We start from the raw sequence: 25,493 nt of genomic DNA, 5'->3' as shown, positions 1-25,493 counted from the left end.
GGTGGGTTATAAATTAGCAAGATTACGGTGCGTATGGGAATGGGCACTAACTAATCGGCGAATCAGAATATCTTTGGCCACGGCTGCCCCCGTCGCGTTGTAAGCCTGAATATACCCTAAATGCCTACCGGCGCTGTAAGTGGACCGGGTGATGTAATTATCAATTTTGTAAACCGCTTTCCGGATACTGAACTGGGCATAATCCGGACTAGCATAAGGATATAAATTTTTGGTAGCGGTAAAATGGAGCTCTAAAGCCCGCTCGCCATCAGGTTTTTCCCCGTGGTAATCAATCGTCATTTCGTAAGAGGTATACGGTTCCGGTACTATATGAACCCCATCCTGATCGAGCAGCGGAATGTAAACTTTCCAGTCCGGTACTCCAGAGCCCAGCGCTCCGGTATAAAACTGCATCCAGATCATAAAGCCCCCATCGCCATTGCCGAAATTATCATAAGCAATGCCCATCACCGCATTGGCATAATTAGCCCCGTTCAAAATAGGATGGGTGCCATTGGTTATACCCACAAATAAGCGGCTCCCTAGAACGGAGAGTTGATCGCTCATAGCAAAGCTAATGGCTCCTTTTACCCGCGTAAAATTGGGAATGATAACGCCGTTCGATGCATTACCGGCCAGCGACCAAGCCGAAGCCGCCGATACATAGCGGGTATAGCGGCCAAAATAATCTTGATAGCTGGTAAAGAGCGAAGCCGTGCCGAGCGCCTGCGCCGTAGTACCCAGTGCTTGCATTGCCGCCGTTCCCGTTTGTTTGATATCGGCAATAATGGTCGAGCCATAATCAATTATAAAAGGCGAGGGTTCAATCGGTGTAGCAACCGGAGCTGCTGCCCCAGATGCTACTATTTCCGGCGCTTTTACGTCTACCAGAATCATGCACGAAGTAGCTGCCTTTCCGAGCACAATGGCTACTTGTTGTACCACGTTTGGAGAAACCGGCTTCAAATCGGTTAAACCACCATTTACACCTACGTAAAGCTTAGTGCCCACCGGCCAGGATCCTAAGCCAGTTGTCAGGATGCCTTGGCTAATTACACGGCCCACTTTGCCCGGATCAATGCCTCTTTCTACCAACCCAATACACGGCATTTGGGCGGGTTTAGAATGATCGCATCTTTCGATGTTGAGCACTGCCCGGCCTGGAAATTCTTGCGGAGCCGTGGTTACTATCGGCATGACTTGGCCGGGAGTGTAAACCGGGGAGCCAGGAGGCAAAAAAGTGCCAGCTTTTGACGCGTCAGTAAACCAATAGAGCGTTTTTTGGGGGGTTACGCCATATTCGCCCAAAGCTTCCCAATACTCTTCGTAGAAATCTTTAACCGGACTGATTTTTTCTCCTAGGGGGTAAGCTTTGCCAGTACGTACGTATAACCGGCTGTTATTAGTACCCGAACCATCCCATTGGCGAATGACATCGCCTTGCTTATGACGAAAGGGACCAGAACCACCTTCTTGATTGTAAGGAATGGTAACAGGTGCCGTACCTGTTAAGGCCGAAGGGCTTACTTCTTTCCAGTTGGTATTTGTTTCTAAGCCCGTGGGAGCCGGGTTATTCGTGCCGGGAAAAGCCAAAAGAGCTTCAAACAAGCGAATGGGACCACCTTCTTCGACGACATGTTTAACCGTTTGACCTTTGACGTAAGCAGCATCTACTTCAACAGTACTATCCACTTGAAAATAGGGCAAGCTGGTAAGAATACTCTCGGACGATTCACTTTCGGATCGCCAATTTAACGGATGCATGATATCGCCAGCTATTACTCTGGTTAAGCGGAACCATTCCCCTTCACCACTACCATCACCAGCAATTGAGTTATCCTCTACAAAACAGGTAGTAATGTTCCATTTGCGCAGCTCATAAGGTAGTGCATCCCGTTCAGCTAAGGTTTTTACCCGTTGCGGAGCCCCGGTGAAGTCCGAAATGTCGCCTAAAGTTTTTAGTTCCGCTCGTTTGCCGATAGGAGCTGGGAAGGCGGTACCGGCAGTAATATTGTATTCCATTCTCATGTTTAACCAGGATTACCAATTTGAAAAGTGTAGGGTGAGCCGCCACCTAAACCAGTTGAGAGGGAGCGCACCACATAGTGCTCGGTAGCCTCCTCCAGAGGAGTGCCATTCATGATTTCGGCGTTCGTGCGCACTTTTACTCGTAGAGCCGCTTCCGGATTGGTTTGGTCAGCGGATAGAAATTCAAATACCTTGATGCCCGAGCTCACGGGAGCGGCATAGTAGATGTATTCACCCGGTCCGGGAGTCGCGGTTACGCTCGCTAAGCTTTGATTTATGGGAGTTCTGTTTAAGCTTCTAATAAATGTTTCATCAATCTGTGCTCCGACTGGGGAACCTGGGCCATAATAGTTAGGAACCCCGTAGTTCCACGAGGCAGCGGCCTGATTCGAAGCAACATTCGCTTTATCCACGGCTCGGGCGGTAAATACGCGCGCCGTAGTGAGCGGAATATCTGGGCTGAAATACGATTCACCTACCGGCGTACGACCACCCGTAAAGTAAAAATTGTCTGGGTAAGCACCACCACCTACAAAAATATCTTGGATAGCGGGCGAGTTTGGAGCAACCGTACCGGCGACCCGCAGCATCACTTCGTTGACCAAAGTACCTCGTTCTAAAGTACCAAAGTTAACCCAATTAGTTCCCCCGTTTATCCGGTAAGAGCCAGTTATACTAATGGTAGGAGGCAACGAAATAAAGGCTAGTTTTTCTAAAAAAGCTTTTACCGTCGTCGTGCCTAAATTAACCCCTGCTAAGCCTGGAATTTGCCGCGAGATCGTGCGATTGCCGTCGAACGGAAAATCACCCGCAGGAACCCGAACCTCGGCCGAATTGCCCGTCTTAAATTGTTTGATACCACCGGCACTCATATTAGGAACAGAAATAATTTGATTTGAGAATAACTACTTTGTTGATCGGGGCTTCGCTGGAGCCAGCCGGTAAAGGCGAGAAAGCACCGACTATTTTACCGTGGTAGAAGGCGCCGTTGATGTTGTTGAACTCCCGGGTAGTGTTGGGAGGAAGGGGAACGGTTACTGGGCTATCCCCGTCAAAGCATATTTCGGCTTCGGTGTTCCCGTGGTTTTCGACGGAGAAAGCCAAGCAAGCAGTACCTATTTCTGCTTCAAAAGAGCCCGCATAGGTACTTGCTTTAATCTTGATCGGCATTTTTTTCTAATCGAAAAACAATATCCAGTTCTAGTGCCAACGTTAAAACCGCAGCGGTTCTCAGCTGCACTTCTAATTTGTTGCCCCGGATGGCATATTCCAGGTCTTTGTAGCGTTCATTTAGCGATACATTTTCCCCAGGCAGCCAGTCTTTTTTATGGGTCAGAGTATGCAGAACGTGGCCGGCATCATCTTGTAAACCGATTTTATAAGCACTTACGCCGCCATTGGAAGTTTCGTAAACGGTTACTCCTGTAACCGCGTGAAAAGCGCGGTCCAGCTCAATAGATTGTTCGTATATGCCGGGAGTAGTACCGGGAGCAAGCAGAAAAGTAAAGGTTTGATATTTTTTTTTCACGATGGAGAAGGTGAGAAGAAGAGAGAAGAAAATTAAGGAGACTATTAAGCGAGAAAACCGGCTTACACCTGGTTATAAAAGGCTAGCCGGTTTTCTACCAGATGAAAAAAGTATTAAGTAAGGGGTCGTTTAGAACTAGCGTTTGCCGGTCTTGGTACCAATCAGGTGCAATTCAAAGAAGTAATTTGCACCCGACAAGGTTAAGCCTTTCGGAAACTTGATTTGGATACCTACCGCCGAATCTTCTTTGATTAAGCGCAGCGATTCCAGTACGTAAGCATCTTCTAAACCAACGGGTTTGTTAGAATCAGCCGCCGAAAACAAACGTTGCATCGGTAATTCCACGACGGGCTTATCTTCTTGGGTAATGACTAAGTCCGCGTTTAAAAGAGCAGCCGGGATGTTTCCTATTTTGTTGGTGTAAACCACGGCAGCTGGGTTTGTTTCGCCATAGCTGAAATCGGAAGAAGCCCAACCGGCCCGGATCCGCTCAAGGGCGATGTTAACTCCCGACGGTAATTTGTTTTTATCCCAGTTAGTGGTACCAACTTTTTTCTCGGTAGTGCTGTCAATCAGCTCCACAATACCGGCACCACCGGTTACCGCGATACGCAGATATTGATCTGCATCGGTGAATTGGGCGTTACCGGCTTCAATGTCGGATTTGGTTTGGAAGGGCAACAGGCCAGCCATGGCTACTAAAAATGCTTGGGAACGGGTTAATGAGGACATAATGATGATTAAAAAATAAGAGAGGTTATTTTGATTTTTTTAAGATGAGGTAATAGAGGGTTTGTTTCGAACTACATTAAAAGTTTAGAAACATCGGTAATAGGAGCCGCCGGCAGGGCCAGGTATTCCCCACCACCCATTAAAGAGCGCGATAAACTCTGTTCGCTGTAAGCCGGCATGTTGTAATCTTCGACCCCGGATAAGTTGGGTACATACTTGGCCAGCATGCCTTTGATACCGACGGTAGCCGCTGCACCGGACTCGTCTTTCGTCAGTTTATTGATGGAATGAATGGCACTCGTTACCCCAGCGCCTAATAGTAAGGCATCTACGGTACCTGAGGATTTTACTAAGCCCAAAGCAGGAGCCGCCACGCATAACGCGCCCACAATCGGCGCGGCATATTTGGCAATGGATTCCGGTGCTTTTTCTTGGATCGTTTTGATAGCCAGGTTGGCCGCCACCGCACCACCAGAAGCGATGAGGGTACGCATGGCACCGCTTTTCGCGTTTTTTTGATTAAACTTCATAGGAGGTTAAAGAATTGTAAGAATTAAGAGTTGTTTGGAAAATGAAGGGGAAAGGAAAATTAGAATTTAAGCGAAGCGATTTTGCGGCGTTTGCCGGACTTAGGAACCCCCGAAAGAGAACTAGGCGATTTTTTCTCTTTGCTATTACCTTTTAACAATAGTAAAAGAGCTAAACCACCCGCCGCATAAAGTAATAAGTTATCTTTTTTACCGGTTGGCAGAGGGGGATTATTGGTGGCAGTTGCCGTAGGAGCTATGTTGGAGTAGCCGGGAATGGGTTCGGGAGAAGTAGCCGCTTGTTCGGCCGCCGAGTAAGCTTTTTGAACGGCGGAACACATGACAGCGTCCATTTCCGTAGTGCAGGAAGACATCGTGTTTATGGAATTATTTGAAAATCAGGTAAGCCACTAAGCCTATACCCAGAATAGGTAACAGGCTGTTGGCATTAGAATTGGGCGGTAATCCGTACTTTTCCGGATTGGCTAAAATTTCCGCTTCCGTGGGATAGTTGGTATCGATGCCAGCGTTCTGATCATCGGCACTGTAGTTAGGTTTCTTTTGCAGCAAGGCAAACAACTTATCCCAATTCACGCTGGATAAAAACGCGATAATGGTTGTGATGATCGGCATGGCGGCCGCGGTGGCCGTAGCCGTTACCGGTTCACCTAATTGCGGTAAATCGTGCTTTTTAGTGCCGTGTTCCCAGCCCAGCAGAATGTTCTTTTTCAGCGAATCTTCCTCCCCTTGCAGGCCATTAAAGATGGATTGTACTTTTTTTAAGCGATCTTTTACCTGGGCAAATTCGCCCATATCCAACCCTTTGGCTTTTGCTTGCTCTTCGGTCCAGTACCCGTATCCCAGTCTTTCGGCCATCCGGAACAGGTTTACTTTAAAGGCTAGTAGTAAGCCGTTGCGAATAACAATCGATAGCGGGTTGTACCTTATAATGGCCTGCCCCACATCTTTGGCTACCTCCGCTACCGCTTTGGCCGCATCACCGGCTTTATCCGCCGTCCATTCCGCTGCATTCTTGATGCCGGTCCAAGTGGCACTGGCTCCGGTAGCAATCGTTACCCCCGTCCAGTTAACCGCATTTTTCACCCCGGTTGCAGTAGCTTTGGCGGCATCTACGGTTTTGTCAGCCACAAATTCCGTGGCATTCTTAACCCCGGTAGCCGTAGCTTTAGCCGCATCGGTAACTTTATTGGCTGTCCATTCGGCAGCATTTTTTACGCCGGTTCCTACGGCCTGTACGGTGTTCTTGACCGCATTTCCGACGGCACTCGCTCCTTTTTTAATAGAGCTCCAAAGACCACCTAAACCAATACCCGCCAGGCCCATTTCTTCCAGTCGCGCCAGCTCGTCTAAGGCTTTATCGCGTAGCTCGGGTTGATCCCACCGCGCTAGTACGTACGCTACCCGCGATTGAAATAAGCCCTTATCACCCATCATAGCCGGGTTGCTTTTAATTAAAGCCAGCGTATTTTGTAGGTGTAACTTCACGCTCGCTAAAAAGTCATGATAGACGAGTTCGGGCGTACTTAAAGTGCCTAAACCAGCTACCGTACCGATGCCGATAAACTCCATGCCGAACCCTGGCTTAGCGGGAAGTTTCGGTTTAACCTGGCTCGTGGTATTTACGGGATCCAGTCCGTTCAGATATTGAATGGGCATCATTTTTTTATCGTGTTTTTGAGAAAAGGGAACTTCGTAATCAAATGCATCTACCACACAGTCCAGGGTATAATAGCCGCCGTTAGGCTGGGGAACGATCACGTAGATGTGTTGGAAATAATCTTTGCCGTTGTATTTGGCCATCCGAAGCGTGTGATTAATCCGGAGATTGGAAAGAATGGAGCAAATAAAAATAGAGTAACAATCGCAGTCTACCCCATTTTTACGGTCTTTCCAGGTTCTTAGCGGCCTTCTTAATTGTTCCACTCCCGTTTCATCGAGTTTGTACTGAATGTGCTGATAAACAAAATTCCAGACGTTTTCTAAAGTGTCTTCTAATTTTGTTTTAGCCAGAGTACGGGCAATAGCAGCCGTGTCTGCCAAGGTAGATTGGACGATGTTTTCGATTTCCAGAATGGTATCGAAAACATCGCCGCTTTGGTTAATAATGGGGTTGGTGTTCTGGAGCTTCGCTACCTGAAAGTACTTGTTGTACGAGGAACCTGACAAGAGCGGGCGTAGTTTTTGGGCTTGCATTTGTTCTGTACTTAAGCATAATGTAGTAATACTCCATTCACACCAACCAATTTCTGAATGTAGGCACTTGGTTCTTTAGGTAATTTAGCTACCAACTGAGCTGCCGTTCCCACTAAAGATTTGCCCTTATTAAAAGCATAATAACCCATGTTGTAGCGGGCGATAACTTTATCTAAGCGGTAGGTAGAGCCTTCTTTTTGCTCATCTAAAAGCTGTCCGAGGTAGATGGCACCCATTAAAATGTTTACTTCGACATGGTTTAGTAAATCTGATTTAATAAAACCAGGTCCAGCGGGTAAACCACCAATGCCTTTTACCGCGAGAATGTTATTCAGGCGGGTGCCCAGGACGTTACGTAGCAATTCTATTTCACCAGCTCCTAATCTTTTCTTTACATTTTCCCTCACTAGGGCATCTAGGGCAGTGGGTAGTGTTATTTGCATCAGTCCTAGGGCACCACCGCCTGAAACAGTATTTTTATTACCGGCCGATTCTAAGAAAATAGTTGTTAGAATCAGCTCATAAGGTACTTTCGTTAAATCGGCCACCATCCGGATGGTTTGGCCGAACTCTCTTTCAATGCTATCCAGCTTCTCTTTATTCGCGCTACTGGCCGTAGGCGTATAATAAGAGGTCTTAAGCATAGGTAGAATAATCGTGGTTAGAATTCCCGGCATAGACCGTTTCAAATTGAATGTTGCGCGTTAATTTGGCAGCTAAGGTTAATTTATCTTCTGATCGGTAAACCATATAGCCAATTCCAGCCGCTAGCAGTAATAAGGGCAGTCCCTTTTTACTCTTAAAATGTTTTTTGCGATGCTTAGCCATTTAAAAGCGCTGCGTTATGGAGTAAGGAATGGTGATGCCACTAATCGTCGTTTCTACTAGTATCCGGTAGGTATTTTGACCTTTTTTGGTGAGCAGAGCGTAAATTTCTTTAGCTGCTACCAAAGGCTCGGCCTTCATTTCTATATCCAGATTTGTCGTCGCATGGGCTCGGATGTTAATGGCGCTTAAATCAGGTTGTGAGCTAGAAATGAAGGTTTCGCCAGTTCCTTCTAATTTATGAATGGTTACCATCAGGTTTTGTACGGGTACGGAAGAAGGAGAATGATTGTCCAGGCTTAAGGTTAAGGGGAAAACTATTAAACCACTGGTGATGCGCGGGAAGGCTATTTTTTTAACGTAGAAGCGTAAATTCTTAACTGTTTGTTTGGCATCGTTGATGCCTTGATAAAGGATGTAGCCTAATACGGCCAGAGAGCCATAAACTAGGCCTGCGTTCTTAGCCATGTTGTAAACTTTAATTTGAAAAAGTTGAAGGCAGTTTCACCGAGAAGTTTAGCGATAACCGAAGCGGTACCGCCAAGAGCAGCGTACCAAGTAACTTCTATAGAATGGAAAACTGTGATAGAGCCTAAATGCTCCAAGCCAACTTCGTAAATAGAAAAAACGGAACCAAAGAGAAATGTACAGAGGGTGTAGACGGATGCTACTAAGGCAGTAGGGTAGGAAGGTAGATTACTTGGTGCGGTAGAATTGAACTCTAGTAACATGTACTCTTTGGTTGCGGTATTTTGGATTGCTCATCGTTGACAATACAATATTACCACCATCAAAAAGGACGTTGCTTACATTTGCTCGAAAGTGCTTCCAAATGTTGCACTTTGCGCATAAATACACATAATTGCTTAAAAAAAGTACAACCTTGAAAATGTTATAAAAGATTGGAAGTTCTTTTGCTATTAACTTTACAAAATTAAACCACTCCTTATAACAAACTTCTACTTCCAGTGAACTACACTTCTACCTTCAACCAAGCTTATCCTGCCCCGCTTGAATTTCAATCCACGGCCTTAGTAAAACTCCTTTCCCGCCCTAAAACTCGCAAAGAAGTAGCCGCTGAGTATAACGTGCATCCTTGCACTTTAAAAAGATGGTTGCAACGTTGCCAAATAAACAAAAAAGATAATTCGCTTTTAACTGTATTGGATCTGCGCCTGATCTATGATAATTTTGGCATTCCAGTCTTAGCCTAATAGTAAATAGGTTATTGGGGTTAAACGATCTTATTTGTGATTTAAACTAATAGTTGGCCCAATTTAAATAAATAAAAACTCTAATAATATTCAAATTTTGATTAGACTATCGAGTGTTAAGGATAATAGATTTGAGACAATTAAAGACATTTCTCAGAACATTTACAACCTTTTAATGGCAGATGGAAAAGTAATTAAAGATAGCCATACTCAGTTTGTAGTATTTAAATACTTACAATTGAATATAAATGAATATTCAGAATTTTTACGAGAGCTATCCAATGTTCCGGTTACAAATATAGATATTAAAATAATCACAGATAATGTTCTGATTATGGAAGCTAATAGAATAGTTCTTAATTTGCTTTCATCATTTAAATTTTTCTTAGATAATGCACAAACCTTTTTAAAGAGGAAATATGGAAAAAATTCAAAAATTGTAAATGACTTTATTGATTTGACAAAACAGCATTATGACGCATCTTTCGCCTACCGCTTTCTAAGTAAACTGAGAAATTATTCACTTCACTTAGGTTTTCCAATAGACGGACTTCATTTCCAGGCTGAACCCAATAACAAAAATCCTGAGAAGATGATTGGCGATTTTGCTATATTAATAAATATCGAAACGATGTTGAATGAAAAGGATCTTTTTGGTAGTGTTTATAAAGAACTCTTGGAGCTTCAGGAGGATATAGATATACGACCATTAATTAAGGACTTATCTATTTCAATTATTGATATACAAAAATTTATATACAAAATTCAACAAGAGGAATTAGAGGAAGCAATTTCAAATATCGAAACTTTTGCGGGTGAATTCAAGACTTCTGAAAATGATATAACTGTTTTTTCTGATTATGCTGAATCGGATAATGTAATTAATTTTAAAGTTTACACATTACCTTTTGATTTAATTGAAGACTTTAATACATATAGAAAAAGCTTGAAATAACATTGTATACACCCTAAAGTTAAGCTATTGGTCAATTTACAGTTAAGTGTAAACTTTGTTGGAAGGTTTTATGTGTTTTTAATTACCAGTAGATATTCGAAGCCTTTTATCACATTTTTATATTAAAATGTAATTTAAGCTTTGTTTTTTTATACATTTAGCTTAAATACGTGCTACATATAAAAATGTAATAAACTCTAGTCAGATGAACTCACCAAGTTTAGCCAACAACAATAGCAAAGAGGATAATTCTATGTTTAAAGAAATTGAACCAGGTTTGAAGGCAACTGAAACCTTAATATCACTCTTGTGCAAACTTTTCGATGTTATTATACCAGATTTTAAAGGCTGTGCTGATGACTTACAAGAAGTTTGCAATAAAATTCTTGAAGCAAATAAAAACGTGGTCAAGTGGATAAATAAATTCAGGGACTTTGATTTATCAGATTCTAAATATAAAAACAAGTTCTCAAATCTTGTTGGAGAATACCGTGAACTTAAAACAGGGAAGGGCTATCAGACACTTAAATTTGATTGCCGACAAATTGAAAGAATTTATAATGAAAGAATTGGAAGAAATAAATTAAAGGAATTATTTTCTGAAGATAAATTAGAGTTGGCAGCCCTAGCCTTTGAGGAATTAAGTGCGGCAGATGCGGTATTAGTTGAGTTTGTTCATAAAGAAGTATTTGAAAGCCTTGATGAAGTTTGCACATCTATGGAAACTGCCATTAATGAAGGAAACTTAAAAGCTGCTAATATAGCTCAAATGAAGTTTAAAGTAATTTCATTCCCTGTATATAGTCGATTACAAGAAATTGGCAATGGGCTTTCAGATTTAGTAATAAAGTTTCACGATTTAGCGGATAGAAAATCCACACATATTACTTATAACAATTCATAAGTAATACAATTTTATAATTTACTCACAGAACCATCTAAATAAGCCTGCTCATAGAATTTAAAATCTATGAGCAGGCTTATTTATTATAGAATGTTTTTCAGCTAATTCTAGGTTCAAAAAGCTATAGCTTTCTGAACCTACCAGTAATTAGTGGTCTAAGACTATTATTACATGTTTTTGCCCGATCTTCAAAGAAGTCTTTATCGCAGCTAGAATCATCAAATTTCCTCTAGTATATATACTTTGATCAAGAGCTTTTCAAAAGAAGGAATGTCATTGAACAAACTAATGCTCGGCTAGTTAGTTTTAGAGCTTTACTCATTCCTTTTGAAACCGAAGCCCAACATTGGCTTGCTTTTCACTTCTTAGCCTTTACCGTACAATTTATTCGTAAAATCAGCAAAGCAAAATTTTACTAAATAGTTTTGTATTAAATATAATGTGGTTAAAAATTAAGAAGTTTAAACAACATTGATTAATCGAAGATAATAAAAGATTTTACCTGTGATGTTGCCATTATTATCACTGGAATAAATAAAATCTGATTGTAGTTGAAAGTTAGCTTGTAAGGGATTACCTCTCCACTCGATAATTGCTTTGGCAGGATCATCAGAATATGGATGGATTATAACGTCAGCTTTATAAGCGACTTTATCTATTTCAAAGTTGCATTCGCAACTAACGTAATAAAATATAGGGGGAGGAGAAGGGGTAGGTAGAGAAATAGCGGCACTTGTACCGTTTCCTGTTCCACCAGGAAAAGGGGTTAAGGCTCCGCCCAGAGACTGCCTGATAAATAGAGTCCAATCCACTTTTTTAAAGGTAACTCCAATCCCGGAAGTTACGGATAGGGTAAGTTTGGCAGGAGCATCCGGGGGAGGGGGAGGGGGAGGATCTTTTAAATTCCAGGTGAGGGAGACGCTTTCATAATCTGTTAAGTGCACGCTAGTTGCAGGGCTACTTTGTCCTATTGGGAATAACCAAGGAAAAACAGTATTTGCTGGAAAAGTAGCTCCTGGCATTTGAATGGTTGCAGGTAAGTTAAACTTAAAATCTGCATCAAAAACCTGCACTGATACATTTTGGGGATTAGCGTTTTTAATAACTTCGGATGGTTGGTGTTGTGCTACCAGTTGTCCTAAACTAACCTGCATGGGGGGGAAACTCATGTCAGATATTCGGGTACAGATTGTTTGTAAAGCCGTTATTTTATCTTCTCTACCCAGTTTACCAACCGGAACTTTTACGACACTTGTAACCGCCTCGGCTCGGCCTCGCCATTTTTCATTAATGTACACGTGGACTTGAGCCCCTGGTACGCACTTTACACGAACAAAATCTTGCCATAATCGGGTAACCATTACCTCTGGCGCAGCGAGTATAGTTAGTGCCTCCACGGTACGTGTAACTTTACTGATTGCTCCGGTATTGCACCCCTTTAATTCGGCGGTAACTTCTTCAAATGCTTTTAAAGTCCTATACAGCTTTACCTGCATCCTAGAGCTGGTTACATACATGGGTGCCGCCAGAGTGGGCCAATCAGCATTGTTTGAGGTAAGTAAAAGAGTAGTTCCTGGTGTAAGATTGCTAATTTCAACCATGCGCGAACATTCGAACATTTCAGCTAAAATTGGTGGAGGAGCTAGACCCGGAATGGAACTGAATAAAGTATTATGAAGAAATAACGAACCTACAGAGCACCGTTCCTGCGAAATCTGAATAAAATCTGCCGGTTGACCCGTTGGAAAAGTAGTAGTTGGCAATGGAAAGGTTTGGGTAGTTCCATTCGCCGTAGCCTGCCCAATCAGAGAACTGCTTGTACTTCCCCCTCCTGTGTTGATACCAATGTACACAGAAATTTTAGCGCCAGCCACTAAATCAGTTGCGGTAAAAGAAGTCGCCCCGTGGCATAAAGGATGCAGAGCGCGGGGTGTTGGTAGGTGAGTAAGTTTTAAGACCGGCACCTGGGTAGATTCTCCACTTTCAATACCACACCGGCGAAAGAACTGGATGGCCGTAAGGTTTTCATTAAACTTTAAAGGTAAAGTACCTAGCAGCGCCGCGTTTCCTATAAATGGGTATAGACCCCCGCCCGACACATTAGATTTAAGATTAACAGATGCTCCATCCATAATCCCTGTAACACTAACTGCGGTGTCACATTCATACAAAGGCGGCATCACAAAAGGAGCCTCCAGAACCCTTTCTTTAATAGGAATAGCAGCAACGGGTAAGCTCGGGGTTTTCGGAGACTTTCCGCTGCTTACCTCCTGATACGCTTTCAGGATGCCATCTATCTTTAGAGGATTTTTAGACTGAATGGAAACAGATACCTCGGTACCAATCGCTAGTTCAAATCCAATATTCCCATTTTCATCATTTATATAAACAGTTGCCCCTGGAATAGCTCCTCCAACGATAATGTAGTCTACACAGGAGTGAATATTGCTCAGAAAAAGAAGCGGTGGTAAATTGGTAGGAATGGCCATTACTATTTGGGCATACATATCCGGACTTGGATCACTCTCTTCAAGAACCCCTACTCCATTTATCTGGCTCTGTTTTGCCGTTATTTTTTCTCCCGCTTTGAGATTTAAACTACTTACCGTAATAGTGGCATTTCCCGTATAATCGGCCAATTCATCATTTCCAAGTTTATTACCATTGCGGTAAAGCTGAACAGTAGCTCCTGCCACACATCCTACCACTAACACATTTAAACTTAATGTTGTAACAGGGCCGGTTACTGTTGGCGGAAGTAAAAAAATAGATGCCATGTTTAAGGGGATTAAAGATACAGGCAATTGAAGAATGGAACTAAGGTATCTGGCTCCGGTACAACATGCAATACTGATTTTTCAGTATTTATTACCATAAAATTGGATTTAAATTGCAGAATATGACATTTCCCATCCTTGATCTAACTGAATCAGAGGAAGAATCTAGCCACAGATGCATGGTTTTCTCCAGAATACATATTAGACGGCGCTGTAAATCACTGAGTTTTTCATTAATCCGCTGGCTGTTGTTTACTAAGTAACTAGTTATTTAATGATAATAAATTTAACAAAGGTTTAAAAGGTCAAAAAGCCAGTCTAAAATTATTGAGTATATCTAATTATGAACCGGTCTTTATGAACTAGCCTTCGTCCATTCCCAAGAGTAAAATTCTAACAATCTCAAAAATGCCGTCTCAAAAATAAGTTTTTACTTTTGATTAGTGAGATGGTCATTTGAGATGGTTTTTAGCACAAAAAAGCCTCTTTTTGGAGGCTTAGTTTTGTCTCACAAAACGACCGTTTTTTGAGACAAGTGGTCAATGTATTTCAGGATTAATATTCGACAACTTTTAAGTTTATCTATACCGGGGAATATACCAAAAGGATTCCAGCAGTTGAACTTGAAATTTGTCTATTTCTATAATTCTCCTTTCAAACTGAACTCTTAGCAGCAACAAACTTGATTTTTCTATAAGGGTAGGATTGTGCCGGCTTAGCCCAGCAATTAGTTGGCAGTATTCCTCTAGTTCTTGCCGCGACAAGCTGTCTAGGTCTAATTCATTCAAGTAAGTCAGAATATCCTCCATGAAGAATTCTAATCAAAGAATAAATTTATGGCAATTAAAAAATTTAAGGTAGAGTATAAATACTGATATTAAAGTAAATCAGCTTTAAACTAATGCTTATTAATTAAGGGATCGGTACTCATTTGGAGAGTGCCCAACACGCTGTTTAAACAAACGGGTAAAATGTTGAGGATATTTGAAGCCTAATTCATGGGCAATTAAATTAACAGATTTGCTTTGGTCAAAAATCTTTTCTTTTGCTATCTCTATTATCTTGCTCTGAATGTATTCTTGTGCGGATTTACCTGTTTCTTTTTTTACTAAATCGCCAAAATAATTATTGGATAGATTTAATTCACTAGCACAATAAGCGACTGAAGGTAAACCAATACTTTGCGGCTTATCTGATTGAAAATACTCTTTTAATAAATCTTCGAATTTTTCCAGTACACCTTTATGGACATTATCCCGGGTAATAAATTGACGGTCGTAAAAACGGATACAATAATTAAGAAAAAGTTCGATGTTAGATACAATCAATCTTTTACTATGTTTGTCTACGGCATGCTCTAGTTCATACTCAATTTTTGAAAAACAATCTAGAACAATTTTCCTTTCCCGTTCAGATAAATGAAGAGCTTCATGGAATTGATAACCGAAGAAGCTATAATCTTGAATATGCTTTCCAAGGGAAGTGCCTGGTATTAAATCCGGATGGAAGACCAGCGCATAACCTTTTGGCTGATAGATTTCTCCATTACTATTCATGCCTGCCACTTGGCCGGGGGCAAGGAAAACTAAGGTGCCTTCTTGATAGTCATAAGTATGCCTGCCGTAAACCAAATCACCGCATTTTACCTCTTTTAAGAAAATCGTGTAAAATCCAAAATACATTCGAGAACCTGATCGAGGGCTTGCTTTCGACAAGTCAACCACACTCACCAGTGGGTGAAGGGTTTCATTATTGTTGAAGACATTGTAATCACTGATCGTTTCAAATCTTCTTAGAGTATCCATAGCACCAATATTTGTCTGTATTTCAAAAGTAATGCTTTATTTAACGCTTCCTTACAGCACTTTACTAAATCAGTAATATTGGTAGATAAAACCGTAATCTGTATAACATTTAGGTAGCTAATTACCTAGACCTTTGCATTGTAATAAAAAGTAAACAATGCAAAAGGTTAAATTAAATAATGGAGTAGAAATGCCCATTCTAGGGTTTGGGGTATTTCAAGTACCGGATTTGGCGGAATGTGAGCGAAGCGTACTGGATGCTATTAGCACAGGTTATCGCTTGATAGATACAGCCGCTTCCTATATGAATGAAGAGGCTGTAGGTAAAGCAATCAAGGGCAGCAGTGTACCGCGAGAAGATTTATTTATTACTACTAAACTCTGGATACAATCTAATGGCTATGCGGATACCAAAAAGGCCTTCGAATCTTCCCTCAAGAAGCTGCAACTAGATTATCTGGACTTGTATTTAATCCATCAGCCCTTCGGCGATGTATATGGCGAATGGCGGGCCATGCAGGACTTGTACCAGGAAGGAAAAGTGAGAGCGATTGGCGTTAGTAACTTTCATCCGGATCGGCTAATAGACTTGATTGTTCACAATGAAGTTATTCCGGCCGTCAACCAGATCGAAACCCATCCTTTTCACCAGCAAATCGAACCCCAAAACTTCTTACAAGAGAACGATGTACAGATCGAGTCTTGGGGACCGTTTGCCGAAGGTAAAAACAACATCTTCCACAATGAGCTGCTGCTTTCTATTGGCGAAAAGTACGACAAATCTATTGCCCAGGTAGTTCTTCGCTGGCTCACTCAAAGAGGGGTAGTGGCTATTCCTAAATCCGTTCGCAAGGAAAGAATGGAAGAAAACTTCAGCATTTTCGATTTTCAACTAAGTGAAGAAGATATGGAAGCCATTAAAGCCTTGGATTCCAAGACGAGTAGCTTCTTTGACCACCGGGATCCGGCCATGGTAAAATGGCTCGGAGAAAGAAAACTGGAAGTCTAAATCACACCAAAAAACGATTATGCAAAAAAGAATATTAGGCAAAAGCGGCCTGGAAGTTTCCGCATTAGGATTAGGCTGCATGGGGCTTAGCTTTGGCTATGGTCCGGCCACTGATAAACAAGAGGGTATCCATCTCCTTCGGGCTGCTTACGAGAAAGGCATTACTTTCTTTGATACTGCCGAAGCCTACGGACCTTATTCCAACGAAGAGCTCCTGGGTGAAGCATTAAAGCCGTTCCGGAAAGAAGTCGTAATAGCCACCAAGTTTGGGTTTAAAGAAGGGCAGCCACCTTTGGGGTTGGATAGCCGTCCGGAAACCATCCGGGCCGTTGCGGAAGCATCACTAAAGCGTTTGCGAACCGATGTTATTGACTTATTTTATCAGCATCGGGTAGACCCGAATGTTCCCATGGAAGAGGTGGCCGGAACCGTGAAGCAATTAATTTGGGAGGGCAAGGTAAAGCACTTTGGTCTTTCGGAAGCTGGTGTCGGAGCCATTCGCCGGGCGCATGCGGTGCAGCCGGTAACAGCCTTGCAAAGTGAATACTCCCTTTGGTGGCGAGATCCGGAAGAAGAAATTCTACCCACCCTGGAAGAATTAGAAATTGGTTTTGTGCCTTTCAGCCCATTAGGCAAAGGTTTTCTAACCGGTAAAATAGATGAGAACACCACGTTTGATAAGACTGATTTCCGCAATACGGTTCCGCGCTTCTCGGAAGAGAACCGGAAAGCCAACCAAGCATTAGTTGATTTACTGGGTAACCTAGCCAAAGATAAAAATGCCACTCCCGCCCAGATAGCGTTGGCCTGGCTACTAGCGCAAAAGCCGTGGATTGTGCCAATTCCGGGCACTACCAAATTACACCGATTGGAAGAAAATATAGGATCAGCGGAAATTACGCTTCTTCCGGAGGATCTTCAAGACATTAATGAGGCAGTTGGCAAGATTAACGTGCAAGGAGGTCGGTATTCCGAGCAGTCTCAGAAAATGGTTAATCGGTAATCTTGCCAAAACAGAAGCAATAACTCCTTCAAAGTACCTTGTCAATTAGTAAGACAATAGCAACTATGGAAACTATAACCAATAAAAAAACAGGTACTATTTTTAACCGTCGAGACTTTTTCAAAACCGGGTTAGTTCTCGCCGGTGGAGCCATGTTACCTACCGCTTGTAAAACAGCTGCGAGTGCAACCAGTGCTAACAGTTCATCGAAGGAAATAGTAACCACCCGCCGAAAACTGGGTAATTTAGAAGTTTCTAATATCGGCCTGGGGGTGCAGAATATGAGCCGTAAGTATACCACTGAGGTTCCTTCCCGACCTGAAATGCACCACATCATTCGGACTGCTTACGATCATGGCGTTACCCTATTCGATGCGGCGGAGGCATATGGTCCTTTTGAGGTAGAACGCATCTTGGGTGAAGCGTTAGTACCTATTCGTAATAAAGTTGTTATTGAAACCAAGTTTGGCTGGAATATAGATCAAAATACCGGGCAACGCCTCCCGGGTTTGAATAGTCGTCCCGACCACATCAAGGTAGTAGTAGAGGGCATGTTGAAACGTTTACGCACTGATCGGGTTGATTTGTTGTATCAGCACCGGGTAGATCCGGCCGTACCGATTGAAGATGTGGTGGGTGCTATTAAAGACCTTATTACTGCCGGAAAAGTATTGCATTATGGGCTTTCTGAACCCGGACTGCAAACCGTAAGACGCGCCCATGCCATTCACCCGGTTACGGCTATTCAGAATGAATATTCCCTTATCTGGCGCGGACCAGAAGAAGCAGTTATTCCGCTTTGTGAGGAACTTGGCATTGGCTTCGTGCCATGGAGTCCGCTGGGAGTAGGTTTCTTAACCGGAGCCATCGACGCCAATACCCGTTTTGCTCCCGGTGATATTCGCGGGGCAGAGTCCCGCTTCTCACCAGAGAACTTACCTAGCAACCTGGTGTTGGTAGATTTGATTAAAAAGTGGGGAACCCAGAAAGAAGCCACTCCTGCGCAAATAGCATTGGCCTGGCTGCTAGCGCAAAAGCCATGGATTGTGCCTATCCCAGGTACCACCCAGATGGCCCACATGTTGGAGAATAATGGTGCCGATGCGGTACGGTTTACCTCTGATGAAATAAAGCAATTTAATACGGAGCTATCGCAGATTGAATTTAAAGGCGAGCGCCTGCCGCAGATGGTGCTCCAGTTTTCAGGGGTGGAAGCTCCGGCCAAGTAGTTAGTAAGGAGGGGTGAAAGATCCCAAATTGCTATCCCATGGAGGGCAGACTTGGAGCAACTGGCGAAACTATCTATTACAGTTTACACCGCTCTTGTTCTAAAAATAAGCTCAGTGTCCGGAATGAGTCTTTAAATATCTGACAATAAACAAATTATATTACTAGTAAATAATCTTAAAAATGAAAAAATCAATCATCAGCTTATTTTTAATCATCCTAAGTGCGCAATGGTCCTTTGCCCAAAATTCTGCCACAGAACAGAAAATTAAAGATCTATCTAAAGAGAAATGGCAATGGATGGCCGACAAGAACGTGGACAAGCTGGCCGCTCTCTTCCACGATAAATCAAAATTTGTGCATATGAGTGGAACCTGGAAAAAGCAGGAGGAACTCGATATTATTAAATCCGGAAGCATTTGGTACAAGAAAGCCGATGTCCATGATGTGGCGGTAGAAATTGTTGACGATACGGCTATTCTTTGGAACCGCATTACGCTCACGGCGGTGGTCCGGGGCAGTGATGCCGTTACAGAATTTACCGTAACCGAAGTCTATAAAAAACTAGGGAATGATTGGAAATTGTTAGCCTTGACCTTTAGCAGTGTTCGGGACACCCATCAAATTAAACATTAGTAGTATAACCAGGCTGGGTTGGTTCTGAAGTTAACGGCCCTTACACAGAAAGAAGTAACTCAGTAGCGACAATACAACAAGGAAGTTTGGGGTGATAGCAAAAAAAATATATAAAACAAAAATTTCAAACCTCAATAAAATGAAAGTTATGTTCCATAGTAAATTGGTAAATACTTGGATGAAAGTATCCATTCTTGGATTGTGTTTCCTGTTAGTGAGTACCTCAGAAGGCTTCGCACAAAAAAAAGCAAGTGCATCTAAAACCAATAGTCTGAATTCAGAACAAGAAATTATTAGCCTTTCTAAGAAGAAATGGCAATGGATGGCTGATAAGAAAGCAGATACTTTAGCCGCTCTCTTCCATGAGAACGCTATGTTTGTCCATATGGGAGGAAGCTGGGGGAAGGAGCAGGAAGTCAACATAATTAGAAGTGGAGGGATTCATTACAAGCATGCCGAAATTCAAGATACATCCGTAAAGTTTATTGGCAATACGGCCATTCTGTTAAGCAAAATCAGGTTGTTAGCCGTAGTTGGTGGCAATGAAGTTACCAACCCATTTATGGTTACGGAAGTGTATGTAAAGGAAGGCAATAAATGGTCCTTAGGCTCCCTTTCTTTTACCCGATTAATGGGTGATTAGACCACTTTTCCCCAAACTATTTGAATGCTAATATAAAAATTGTGGCAACAATTAAAGAGAATAAAATAATGACTTGTATGATGCAATTACTGTTGGGGTTCTTTTTTTTATTTTCTGCTTGTTCTCCTTCCCAAACGGAAGATTTTGGCATCAATGTGCAAACTGCCTCTTCTGTAACTCCAGATAAAGTCTTAATTGTGTATTTATCCCGGACCAATAATACTAAGGCTATTGCGGAAATGATTCACCAAAATATCGGTGGAGCCTTGGTGGCATTGGAGTTAGATAATCCTTATCCTCAAAATTATAGACAAATTGTGGATCAGGTGGCTAATGAAAACGCAACCGGTTTTTTACCGCCTTTGAAAACAAAAATTGACAGCATAGAAAATTATAATGTGGTGTTTTTAGGCTTCCCGACTTGGGGCATGCAGTTACCGCCACCCATGAAAAGCTTTTTAAACCAGTATAATCTAAGTGGTAAAACCATTGTGCCTTTTAATTCCAACGCTGGCTACGGCATTGGCAGCACTTTCGAAACGGTAAAAGCAATGGCTCCCAATAGTAAAATACTAGAAGGCTTTACGACTAAGGGCGGAATAGAAAGAGATGGTGTTTTGTTCGTGATGGAGGGAGAAAAAGAAAAACAGGTGCAAGAGGAAGTAAAGAAGTGGTTAGAAAAACTCCAATTAATCCAAAAATGAATACTGTAGTAAGAAGTTTTGATTCTTGTGAATCTTAAAAAAGCTTTTTACTACGGCTTTGTTCTTTACCTTCTTGTTAAGTCCATAAATCCTTCCGGATGATCATATACTACATGATGTGCCTGAGAGGGTAAGTTATTGAGTTAGGCTTTTAATTTTACTTTATGTTAAGTGCACGAATTCACCACCTGATGTTTATTATTTACTTTCTTACCTTTTTACTTGTTTCTAACACCATGCAAGCACAAATTAACGGAGGTAGAAACCAAGGTCTGGATGCCAAGCAGCAACATATCGTACCAATTGCAACCTTTACGGCTAAAGGAGATCTGCCCCAATTAAATCAGACTTTGCACAAAGCACTGGATGCAGGCCTTACTATTAATGAAGCAAAAGAAGTACTTGTTCACTTGTATGCCTATTGTGGCTTTCCCAGAAGTCTTCAGGGAATAAAAACCTTGATGGCAGTAGTAGATGCAAGAAAAACGAAAGGTATAATCGATAAGGTAGGCAAAGGAGCTACCCCTGTATCGGATAGTGGAAGCAAATACGAGCGGGGAAAGAAAGTATTAGAAAGCCTAACTGGTAGACCAGAGACAAGCCCCAAAACCGGCTATGCAGCCTTCAGCCCAGAAATAGAGATATTTTTGAAGGAGCATTTGTTTGCCGACCTTTTTACCCGGGATATTATTAGCTATGCCGATAGAGAAATTGCTACTATATCGGCCCTTATCAACTTGGGGGGAGTCGAGCCGATGATGCAAAGCCATATGGGCATTGCCTTAAACATTGGTATCACGGAAGCTGGGCTCATGCAAATCATTTCCCTGATTGACGCCCATGGTGGAAAAAAGGAGGCAGAAGTAGCTAAACAGGTTCTGGCGATTGTAATAAATTCAAGAAAGAAATAAAAGGTATTACCATGATATACTTTGCCAACTTGTTTATTCTCTCGTGGGTGCTTTTTTGCTCATTCACTTTGCCAGTGAAGGCACAGAACAAGAAAAATAGTTCGTCTATTAACCAGAACCTGGTTTTTCCCACAGGAGAAAAGATTACCAATGATAATTTTAAAGGTAATGCTTGGTTGCAGCCCTTGGTGGCGAGTGACAGTCTTAATCCGATATCGGTAGGCAATGTAACTTTTGAACCGGGGGCCCGGACCAAGTGGCATTCTCATCCGGGCGGACAGATATTGCTAGCCACCGGTGGAGTAGGGTATTATCAAGAAAAAGGGAGTCCGAAAAGGATTCTACGGAAAGGAGAAGTAGTCAAATGCCCGCCAAATGTAAAGCATTGGCACGGGGCGAGTCCCAATCAAGAGTTTATTCAAATAGCCGTAACCAACACCCAAAATGGAGCCGTGATATGGTTAGAGCCAGTTACGGATGCTGAATATAATAGCATAGTAAAGCCGTAAAAGGCTAAAGTATAGGATGGTAATTTATTTCCAGGTATATTATTGTAACCTTTAACATACAAAGTTATGGCAACATATAGCTTAAAAATTAACGGAAAAGTTCTGCAGGTGAACGTTGACCCAGCCACGCCTATGTTGTGGGTGTTGCGGGATCACCTAAACCTAGTCGGAACCAAGTACGGTTGTGGCATTGCCCAATGTGGGGCCTGCACCATCCATCTCGGCGAGGTAGCCATGCGTTCCTGTCAATTGCCGGTATCAGCGGTAGGCGAACAAACCATAACCACCATAGAGGGACTTTCGGAAAAAGGAGACCATCCGGTACAACAAGCCTGGTTGGAACATGATGTAGCACAGTGCGGCTATTGTCAGGCTGGGCAAATAATGAATGCATCAGCGTTGTTGAAAAGCAATCCAAATCCTACGGATGAAGAAATTGAAACGACGATGAACGGTAATATCTGCCGTTGTGCCACTTATCTGCGTATTAAGACCGCTATCAAAACGGCTGCTAAATCAACCAAAACTGCCTAAAACTGTAACTATGGAAACTGCAAAAAAAACGATCAACCGGCGGGATTTCTTAAAAGCTTCGGCTCTAGCCGGAGGCGGCATGATGCTCAGTTTTAGTTGGCTGGCCGGCTGCAAGCCTACTACGGAGGAGGTGTCAAAACTACCGAAAGCTTGGTTTGAACTAAATAGCTACATAAAGATCGGCGACAACGGGCTGGTTACTTTATTTTCACCTAACCCGGAATTTGGATCCAATGTGAAGACATCCATGCCCATGATGCTGGCCGAAGAGTTGGATGTCGATTGGAAAAACGTAACCGTTGAGCAAGCCGATTTTTTCCCAGAACGCTATGATCGCCAGTTTACTGGGGGGAGTCTGGCCATGCAGATGGCCTGGAAGCCTTTGCGCACCGCCGGAGCTACTGCCCGACACCTGCTCATAAATGCCGCAGCTCAAACCTGGAAAGTACCGGCTAGTGAAATTACCACTAAGGATGGCGTATTACACCACAAGGGGAGTGGCAAAGAAGGAGGTTATGGAGAATTTGCTTCTCAAGCGGCTAAACTAAAGGTTCCCGAAGAAGTGCCTTTAAAAAAAGTCGGTGATTTTAAAATCATTGGTAATTCGAAGCGGAACGTTGAAGGAATGAATATTGTAACCGGCAAACCTTTATTCACTTTGGATTATAAACAAGAAGGAATGCTGATTGCCATGATGGCCCATCCACCAGCATTCGGATTAAAAGTAAAATCGGTGGAGGATAAAGCCGTAAAATCTATGCCCGGGATTAAGGATGTATTTGTCATTAAAACATTAGCCGATGATTACGAAAGAAACGGTTTTGATACGACCAGTTTTACGGAGCTGGTGGTAGTGGTGGGAAATTCTACTTGGGAAGTAATGAATGCCAAGAAAGCTCTGAAAGTAGAGTGGGAAAAAATAAGTGACTCTACCGTAACTATAGCTGGGTTTGGCGGTAACAAACAAATGGTTAAAATTCCAGCCGGTCTGGAGAGTACCGAAAAGCATCAAGTGAAGATGGCGGAAATGATGAAAAAGCCGGGTAAAGAGCTGCGTAAAGATGGGGATCCGGCAGGTGTCTTTAAAACGGCTAAAAAAGTGATTGAACGCACGTATACGGCTCCTTTCCTGGCGCACAATGCCATGGAACCGGTAAATTGTTTCGCCCACGTTACGAAAGATAAAGCTGAAATAGTAGCTCCTATCCAAGCACCCGAGTTAATATCACAAACCCTTGCAGCCCGCCTGGGATTACCTAAAGAAAAGATTCACATAAAATTGGCTCGTATGGGTGGTGGCTTTGGCCAAAGAGCTTATGGCCACCATTTAGTAGAAGCCGCGGTTATTTCTCAAAAGTTGCAGGCTCCTGTGAAGCTGGTTTACACCCGTGAGGATGATATGACCTACGGGATTTATCGGCCTATGTATACAGCCACGTATAAAGCGGCGTTAGATGATAAAAACAACCTGATTGCCTATCAAGTAAAAGCGGGAGGGATTCCCGAAAGTCCCTTAGGATTTGCCCAAAATCGCTTTCCGGCGGGTGCCGTGGATCATTATTTAGCCGAGGAGTGGATGCTGGATTCCAACATTACAATTGGAGCCTTTCGGGCTCCCCGATCTAATTTCCTGGGTGCCGTAGAGCAGTCTTTTTTAGACGAGGTTGCCGAGTTAGCGGAAAAGGATCCAATTGAATTTCGCTTGGAACTTTTGGACCGTGCTAAGAAAAAGCCCGTAGGCAAGCAAAACGATTATGATGCGGAACGTTATGCTGGAGTATTAAAATTGGTCCGGGATAAATCTAATTGGAAGCAAGCCAGTAAAGATGTTCACCGGGGCATTTCGGCTTACTTTTGTCATAATACCTATGTAGCCCAAGTGATTGATTTGACCATGCAGGAAAACAAACCTGTTGTGGAAAAAGTATATGCGGCCGTTGACTGCGGAGTAGTAGTGAATCCGGATGCAGCTACTAACATGAGTGAAGGAGGAATAATTGATGGCATTGGCAATGCATTGTATGGCGAAATGACCTTTCAAGAAGGAGTGCCTCAGAAAAGTAATTTTGACAAATATCGCATGATCCGGCACAGCGAAGCGCCAAAAGCCATTGAAGTTCATTTTGTAAAAAGTGAAGCAGATCCAACTGGCCTGGGTGAACCGTTGTTTCCACCCATCTTTGCAGCACTGGCAAATGCTTTGTACAAGGCAACGGGACAACGGGAATATACTCAACCCTTTCTACAAGGCAATAAGCAACTTGTATAAGGGAAACTATTATTAAAAAGATAGATCAATATGAAAAAAGCATTATTAGCCCTTAGTATTGTTTGTTTTTGCAACGCCTGCGGAAAAGGAACCGAAAGCTCTGCTAATTCCGACAGCACAACTGAAGCAAATAGCACTACTCCTCCGGTAACTTCCGATACTGCAAATCCCATTGGAGTAATGATGAGTGACACCTCCACAAGTGCAAGTGATAGTCTGAATAGTCAGAAATGATACATGTATATATTGTAAATTAAGTTTTCAAGTTAGGTCATCTTATTTGTGGTTAGTATATGAAACTAAAGTAGAAATACTATAAAGCAATTTGATGCTTAGGAGGTGCTTCTTTATCATTAAAGTATTTAGGATAAAGAAGCACCTCCTGTTTTTATATTTTTATTATAAATGCATTTTCTTTATTGTTTTAAGTGCTTCCAATTAGGGTCAATATTGTCCGATTTTGGAACAATAATTATAGTTTGAGAGTGAGAAAGTTAGAAATTGCTTAAAGTCTTGTTTTTTAGGGAGATAAAGTTAAT

General features: G+C 42.5%; 27 protein-coding genes. 14 read left to right on the top strand and 13 right to left on the bottom strand.

The window, feature by feature from the left end; translation table 11 throughout:
- Positions 1-6 precede the first annotated feature (6 nt).
- The 11 genes from AHMF7616_RS17920 to AHMF7616_RS17870 all read right to left on the bottom strand — a co-directional run bounded on the left by AHMF7616_RS17920 (position 7) and on the right by AHMF7616_RS17870 (position 8,322).
- On the bottom strand, positions 7-2,022 hold the full coding sequence (locus AHMF7616_RS17920) for a hypothetical protein (RefSeq protein WP_115374134.1): 2,016 nt from the start codon (positions 2,020-2,022) through the stop codon (positions 7-9).
- An 8-nt stretch (positions 2,023-2,030) separates the two neighbouring features.
- Positions 2,031-2,900, bottom strand: a complete 870-nt coding sequence (locus AHMF7616_RS17915; protein WP_115374133.1) for a hypothetical protein — start codon at positions 2,898-2,900, stop codon at positions 2,031-2,033.
- Position 2,901: 1 nt separating this feature from the next.
- Positions 2,902-3,198 (bottom strand): hypothetical protein, encoded by a 297-nt coding sequence (locus AHMF7616_RS17910; protein WP_115374132.1) that lies wholly within the window; start codon positions 3,196-3,198, stop codon positions 2,902-2,904.
- The gene (locus tag AHMF7616_RS17905; protein ID WP_115374131.1) at positions 3,182-3,556 is read right to left on the bottom strand and encodes a hypothetical protein; all 375 of its coding nucleotides are present in this window, start codon (positions 3,554-3,556) and stop codon (positions 3,182-3,184) included. Before AHMF7616_RS17905 ends, AHMF7616_RS17910 begins: the two co-directional genes overlap by 17 nt.
- 135 nt (positions 3,557-3,691) lie before the next feature.
- Positions 3,692-4,288, bottom strand: a complete 597-nt coding sequence (locus tag AHMF7616_RS17900) for a hypothetical protein (RefSeq protein WP_115374130.1) — start codon at positions 4,286-4,288, stop codon at positions 3,692-3,694.
- A 71-nt stretch (positions 4,289-4,359) separates the two neighbouring features.
- Complete coding sequence (locus tag AHMF7616_RS17895) at positions 4,360-4,818, bottom strand: hypothetical protein (RefSeq protein ID WP_115374129.1); 459 nt, start codon at positions 4,816-4,818, stop codon at positions 4,360-4,362.
- 59 nt (positions 4,819-4,877) lie between these two features.
- The gene (locus AHMF7616_RS17890) at positions 4,878-5,189 is read right to left on the bottom strand and encodes a hypothetical protein (RefSeq protein WP_115374128.1); all 312 of its coding nucleotides are present in this window, start codon (positions 5,187-5,189) and stop codon (positions 4,878-4,880) included.
- A 13-nt stretch (positions 5,190-5,202) separates the two neighbouring features.
- Entirely contained in the window at positions 5,203-7,029 is a 1,827-nt protein-coding gene (locus AHMF7616_RS17885; RefSeq protein ID WP_115374127.1) for a hypothetical protein, read from the bottom strand.
- An 11-nt stretch (positions 7,030-7,040) separates the two neighbouring features.
- On the bottom strand, positions 7,041-7,673 hold the full coding sequence (locus tag AHMF7616_RS17880) for a transglycosylase SLT domain-containing protein (protein WP_158546202.1): 633 nt from the start codon (positions 7,671-7,673) through the stop codon (positions 7,041-7,043).
- The gene (locus tag AHMF7616_RS17875; protein WP_115374125.1) at positions 7,666-7,857 is read right to left on the bottom strand and encodes a hypothetical protein; all 192 of its coding nucleotides are present in this window, start codon (positions 7,855-7,857) and stop codon (positions 7,666-7,668) included. The genes AHMF7616_RS17880 and AHMF7616_RS17875 overlap by 8 nt, the downstream gene beginning before the upstream one ends.
- Entirely contained in the window at positions 7,858-8,322 is a 465-nt protein-coding gene (locus AHMF7616_RS17870) for a hypothetical protein (protein WP_115374124.1), read from the bottom strand.
- A 500-nt stretch (positions 8,323-8,822) separates the two neighbouring features.
- Here AHMF7616_RS17870 and AHMF7616_RS17865 point away from each other — a divergent pair, with 500 nt between their 5' ends.
- From AHMF7616_RS17865 to AHMF7616_RS17855, 3 genes are all read left to right on the top strand, one after another.
- Positions 8,823-9,068 (top strand): helix-turn-helix domain-containing protein, encoded by a 246-nt coding sequence (locus AHMF7616_RS17865; RefSeq protein WP_115374123.1) that lies wholly within the window; start codon positions 8,823-8,825, stop codon positions 9,066-9,068.
- A gap of 175 nt (positions 9,069-9,243) precedes the next feature.
- Complete coding sequence (locus tag AHMF7616_RS17860) at positions 9,244-10,023, top strand: hypothetical protein (RefSeq protein ID WP_147275721.1); 780 nt, start codon at positions 9,244-9,246, stop codon at positions 10,021-10,023.
- A 205-nt stretch (positions 10,024-10,228) separates the two neighbouring features.
- Positions 10,229-10,927 carry a hypothetical protein gene (locus AHMF7616_RS17855; RefSeq protein ID WP_115374121.1) on the top strand — a complete coding sequence of 233 codons (699 nt, stop codon included), beginning with the start codon at positions 10,229-10,231 and terminating at the stop codon, positions 10,925-10,927.
- 461 nt (positions 10,928-11,388) lie between these two features.
- On the opposite strand, the gene AHMF7616_RS17850 is transcribed toward AHMF7616_RS17855, so the two are convergent.
- Both AHMF7616_RS17850 and AHMF7616_RS17840 read right to left on the bottom strand, forming a co-directional pair.
- Entirely contained in the window at positions 11,389-13,704 is a 2,316-nt protein-coding gene (locus AHMF7616_RS17850) for a hypothetical protein (protein ID WP_115374120.1), read from the bottom strand.
- A gap of 908 nt (positions 13,705-14,612) precedes the next feature.
- Positions 14,613-15,509 carry a helix-turn-helix domain-containing protein gene (locus AHMF7616_RS17840; RefSeq protein ID WP_115374118.1) on the bottom strand — a complete coding sequence of 299 codons (897 nt, stop codon included), beginning with the start codon at positions 15,507-15,509 and terminating at the stop codon, positions 14,613-14,615.
- 157 nt (positions 15,510-15,666) lie between these two features.
- Between AHMF7616_RS17840 and AHMF7616_RS17835 the strand changes: the two genes are divergently transcribed.
- The 11 genes from AHMF7616_RS17835 (at position 15,667) to AHMF7616_RS26205 (ending at position 25,188) form a co-directional block, all read left to right on the top strand.
- A complete protein-coding gene (locus AHMF7616_RS17835; protein WP_115374117.1) occupies positions 15,667-16,518 on the top strand; it encodes an aldo/keto reductase in 852 nt (283 codons plus the stop codon).
- A 19-nt stretch (positions 16,519-16,537) separates the two neighbouring features.
- Positions 16,538-17,521 (top strand): aldo/keto reductase, encoded by a 984-nt coding sequence (locus tag AHMF7616_RS17830; protein ID WP_115374116.1) that lies wholly within the window; start codon positions 16,538-16,540, stop codon positions 17,519-17,521.
- Positions 17,522-17,586: 65 nt separating this feature from the next.
- Positions 17,587-18,750 (top strand): aldo/keto reductase, encoded by a 1,164-nt coding sequence (locus AHMF7616_RS17825; RefSeq protein ID WP_115374115.1) that lies wholly within the window; start codon positions 17,587-17,589, stop codon positions 18,748-18,750.
- Between the two features lie 181 nt (positions 18,751-18,931).
- On the top strand, positions 18,932-19,384 hold the full coding sequence (locus AHMF7616_RS17820; RefSeq protein ID WP_115374114.1) for a nuclear transport factor 2 family protein: 453 nt from the start codon (positions 18,932-18,934) through the stop codon (positions 19,382-19,384).
- A gap of 139 nt (positions 19,385-19,523) precedes the next feature.
- Positions 19,524-20,027: a nuclear transport factor 2 family protein gene (locus tag AHMF7616_RS17815; RefSeq protein ID WP_233507632.1), complete on the top strand. Its 504-nt coding sequence runs from the start codon at positions 19,524-19,526 to the stop codon at positions 20,025-20,027.
- Between the two features lie 77 nt (positions 20,028-20,104).
- On the top strand, positions 20,105-20,731 hold the full coding sequence (locus tag AHMF7616_RS17810) for a flavodoxin family protein (protein ID WP_317047612.1): 627 nt from the start codon (positions 20,105-20,107) through the stop codon (positions 20,729-20,731).
- A gap of 191 nt (positions 20,732-20,922) precedes the next feature.
- On the top strand, positions 20,923-21,642 hold the full coding sequence (locus tag AHMF7616_RS17805; protein WP_233507631.1) for a carboxymuconolactone decarboxylase family protein: 720 nt from the start codon (positions 20,923-20,925) through the stop codon (positions 21,640-21,642).
- Between the two features lie 11 nt (positions 21,643-21,653).
- Positions 21,654-22,151 (top strand): cupin domain-containing protein, encoded by a 498-nt coding sequence (locus AHMF7616_RS17800; RefSeq protein ID WP_115374111.1) that lies wholly within the window; start codon positions 21,654-21,656, stop codon positions 22,149-22,151.
- Between the two features lie 66 nt (positions 22,152-22,217).
- Positions 22,218-22,685 carry a (2Fe-2S)-binding protein gene (locus AHMF7616_RS17795; protein WP_115374110.1) on the top strand — a complete coding sequence of 156 codons (468 nt, stop codon included), beginning with the start codon at positions 22,218-22,220 and terminating at the stop codon, positions 22,683-22,685.
- A gap of 10 nt (positions 22,686-22,695) precedes the next feature.
- Positions 22,696-24,954 (top strand): molybdopterin cofactor-binding domain-containing protein, encoded by a 2,259-nt coding sequence (locus AHMF7616_RS17790; protein WP_115374109.1) that lies wholly within the window; start codon positions 22,696-22,698, stop codon positions 24,952-24,954.
- 30 nt (positions 24,955-24,984) lie between these two features.
- Positions 24,985-25,188: a hypothetical protein gene (locus AHMF7616_RS26205; RefSeq protein ID WP_147275720.1), complete on the top strand. Its 204-nt coding sequence runs from the start codon at positions 24,985-24,987 to the stop codon at positions 25,186-25,188.
- Positions 25,189-25,493 lie beyond the last annotated feature (305 nt).

This window comes from Adhaeribacter pallidiroseus, assembly GCF_003340495.1.
GTDB classification, from domain to species: Bacteria; Bacteroidota; Bacteroidia; order Cytophagales; family Hymenobacteraceae; genus Adhaeribacter; species Adhaeribacter pallidiroseus.
Note: the sequence above shows the minus strand (reverse complement) of the source record. Positions and strands in the feature narration are given on the sequence as shown.

What these genes read in the sequence shown, in the direction of transcription:
- AHMF7616_RS17920 (WP_115374134.1), bottom strand. Translation starts at nt 2,022, where the DNA reads ATGGAATACAATATTACTGCCGGTACCGCCTTCCCAGCTCCTATCGGC.
- AHMF7616_RS17915 (WP_115374133.1), bottom strand. Translation starts at nt 2,900, where the DNA reads ATGAGTGCCGGTGGTATCAAACAATTTAAGACGGGCAATTCGGCCGAG.
- AHMF7616_RS17910 (WP_115374132.1), bottom strand. Translation starts at nt 3,198, where the DNA reads ATGCCGATCAAGATTAAAGCAAGTACCTATGCGGGCTCTTTTGAAGCA.
- AHMF7616_RS17900 (WP_115374130.1), bottom strand. Translation starts at nt 4,288, where the DNA reads ATGTCCTCATTAACCCGTTCCCAAGCATTTTTAGTAGCCATGGCTGGC.
- AHMF7616_RS17895 (WP_115374129.1), bottom strand. Translation starts at nt 4,818, where the DNA reads ATGAAGTTTAATCAAAAAAACGCGAAAAGCGGTGCCATGCGTACCCTC.
- AHMF7616_RS17890 (WP_115374128.1), bottom strand. Translation starts at nt 5,189, where the DNA reads ATGTCTTCCTGCACTACGGAAATGGACGCTGTCATGTGTTCCGCCGTT.
- AHMF7616_RS17885 (WP_115374127.1), bottom strand. Translation starts at nt 7,029, where the DNA reads ATGCAAGCCCAAAAACTACGCCCGCTCTTGTCAGGTTCCTCGTACAAC.
- AHMF7616_RS17880 (WP_158546202.1), bottom strand. Translation starts at nt 7,673, where the DNA reads ATGCTTAAGACCTCTTATTATACGCCTACGGCCAGTAGCGCGAATAAA.
- AHMF7616_RS17875 (WP_115374125.1), bottom strand. Translation starts at nt 7,857, where the DNA reads ATGGCTAAGCATCGCAAAAAACATTTTAAGAGTAAAAAGGGACTGCCC.
- AHMF7616_RS17870 (WP_115374124.1), bottom strand. Translation starts at nt 8,322, where the DNA reads ATGGCTAAGAACGCAGGCCTAGTTTATGGCTCTCTGGCCGTATTAGGC.
- AHMF7616_RS17860 (WP_147275721.1), top strand. Translation starts at nt 9,244, where the DNA reads ATGGCAGATGGAAAAGTAATTAAAGATAGCCATACTCAGTTTGTAGTA.
- AHMF7616_RS17855 (WP_115374121.1), top strand. Translation starts at nt 10,229, where the DNA reads ATGAACTCACCAAGTTTAGCCAACAACAATAGCAAAGAGGATAATTCT.
- AHMF7616_RS17850 (WP_115374120.1), bottom strand. Translation starts at nt 13,704, where the DNA reads ATGGCATCTATTTTTTTACTTCCGCCAACAGTAACCGGCCCTGTTACA.
- AHMF7616_RS17840 (WP_115374118.1), bottom strand. Translation starts at nt 15,509, where the DNA reads ATGGATACTCTAAGAAGATTTGAAACGATCAGTGATTACAATGTCTTC.
- AHMF7616_RS17835 (WP_115374117.1), top strand. Translation starts at nt 15,667, where the DNA reads ATGCAAAAGGTTAAATTAAATAATGGAGTAGAAATGCCCATTCTAGGG.
- AHMF7616_RS17830 (WP_115374116.1), top strand. Translation starts at nt 16,538, where the DNA reads ATGCAAAAAAGAATATTAGGCAAAAGCGGCCTGGAAGTTTCCGCATTA.
- AHMF7616_RS17825 (WP_115374115.1), top strand. Translation starts at nt 17,587, where the DNA reads ATGGAAACTATAACCAATAAAAAAACAGGTACTATTTTTAACCGTCGA.
- AHMF7616_RS17820 (WP_115374114.1), top strand. Translation starts at nt 18,932, where the DNA reads ATGAAAAAATCAATCATCAGCTTATTTTTAATCATCCTAAGTGCGCAA.
- AHMF7616_RS17815 (WP_233507632.1), top strand. Translation starts at nt 19,524, where the DNA reads ATGAAAGTTATGTTCCATAGTAAATTGGTAAATACTTGGATGAAAGTA.
- AHMF7616_RS17810 (WP_317047612.1), top strand. Translation starts at nt 20,105, where the DNA reads ATGATGCAATTACTGTTGGGGTTCTTTTTTTTATTTTCTGCTTGTTCT.
- AHMF7616_RS17805 (WP_233507631.1), top strand. Translation starts at nt 20,923, where the DNA reads ATGTTTATTATTTACTTTCTTACCTTTTTACTTGTTTCTAACACCATG.
- AHMF7616_RS17800 (WP_115374111.1), top strand. Translation starts at nt 21,654, where the DNA reads ATGATATACTTTGCCAACTTGTTTATTCTCTCGTGGGTGCTTTTTTGC.
- AHMF7616_RS17795 (WP_115374110.1), top strand. Translation starts at nt 22,218, where the DNA reads ATGGCAACATATAGCTTAAAAATTAACGGAAAAGTTCTGCAGGTGAAC.
- AHMF7616_RS17790 (WP_115374109.1), top strand. Translation starts at nt 22,696, where the DNA reads ATGGAAACTGCAAAAAAAACGATCAACCGGCGGGATTTCTTAAAAGCT.
- AHMF7616_RS26205 (WP_147275720.1), top strand. Translation starts at nt 24,985, where the DNA reads ATGAAAAAAGCATTATTAGCCCTTAGTATTGTTTGTTTTTGCAACGCC.